This window comes from Mucilaginibacter sp. P5_A4, from assembly GCF_056400605.1.
On record NZ_JBFUKX010000133.1, the window covers coordinates 1 to 1,481 of the forward strand.

1 protein-coding gene is annotated in these 1,481 nt (G+C 34.9%); it reads left to right on the forward strand.

Going from position 1 to position 1,481, the window contains the following annotated elements:
• Positions 1–692, forward strand: a 692-nt coding sequence (locus AC1DQW_RS27620; protein WP_477457008.1) for a site-specific integrase, incomplete at its 5' end; no start/stop codon positions are given.
• Positions 693–1,481 lie beyond the last annotated feature (789 nt).

Consider the following 1,481-nt stretch of genomic DNA (forward strand, 5'->3'; position numbering starts at 1 on the left):
GGTTACATAACCATATGCGAGATCTGAGGATACTTTTTAATAATGCAGTTGATTTTTATAATGATGAAGATTTAGAAAACATTGTTATCAAACATTACCCTTTTAAAAAATATAAACTGGTACAGGTTACGGAAAAAACTAAGAAAAAACTGACTGTAGCTCAGGTTAGAAAAATCAGAAATTGCGTGGTAAAGCCTAAAGGAAGAATGGAACTTGCAAAGGACCTTTTTATGCTTAGTTTTTATTTGTGCGGCATGAATGCGGTAGACTTATTTAAACTGGAGGGCAGTAGCATTGAATTAGATCGGGTTGATTACAATAGATCAAAAACACAGTCCAGAAGGAAGGATAAAGCTTTTATCAGTATTGATATTCCTGAAATAGCGGAACCATTATACGCCAAATATGCGGGAACATTACAGCTTCGGTATGCTTCCCATAAAACGCTTGACCGTGCGCTAAGTATAGGTATGCGGGCAATCGGGAAACTATTAAATATTCCTGAATTGGAATTTTACGATGCAAGACATGCTTTCGGTGATTGGGCGAGGAATATTTGTCGTTTTAACAAAGACGATGTTGGTTTGGCATTAAATCATAAAGATCAGAGTAATTCGATAACGGACTTTTATATTTCAAAAAGTTGGGCGATAATAGATGAGGTTCAAAAAAAAGTAATTAAGCTTTTATAGGGCTTATTTATTAGGGTTCGATCTCCTACGGGCTACTTAGATTATCAGATTCCACTTGTAAATTAGACACTTACAAGGTTTTTTTGTTTTTACTGTAAGTGGGCCTGTCAATAAAATTAGCTAAAATTTAGTTTATTATAGTAAAAATAATTCTGGCATTTAAATTTAGTTGGAGTTTATACCCGGCACTTTGTCATATTTTGAGTAAAAAAGTATGGCATAATAATAGAACCATTAGCTAGTCAGAATTACGAGGCCCTCCACGCATAAAGAAACAGATACGCTATGACAGCATACTACATCGATATATTGGGTGGTGTTATGTGGTCGTAATTCAAGCAGCAATATTGATTAGTGCAATTTTGTTATGTTCATATTTAAACGACGTAAAAATAGTTTACACATTGTCAACTTGCATAAACATTTTATAGATAAATTACTTAGAAATACAGCCGTGTATTATGTAAGCACTAATGCGCTAATTGTCCACCTAACCACATTGGTAGACAACATCGACCATGCAATTGATGAAGAAATGAAGAAGTGGCCACCTGGGTATAAGCCTATTGTTTGAAAATAATATAGCCCAAACAAAGAAAGCCTCTGTGGTGTAAGGGCGCCATTTTTCTTTAAGAGTTTTGGTAAAACTGATAGATATTAATCTTGTAAGCGACCCAGCGCAGCAGTAAGCGGCATGTAGGTAACTATACCTTCATATTCTTCAAAGAACACCAATATCTCAAACTCGGTGGATCCTTCTAACAAATACTCATAATCATAGTCTTGTAG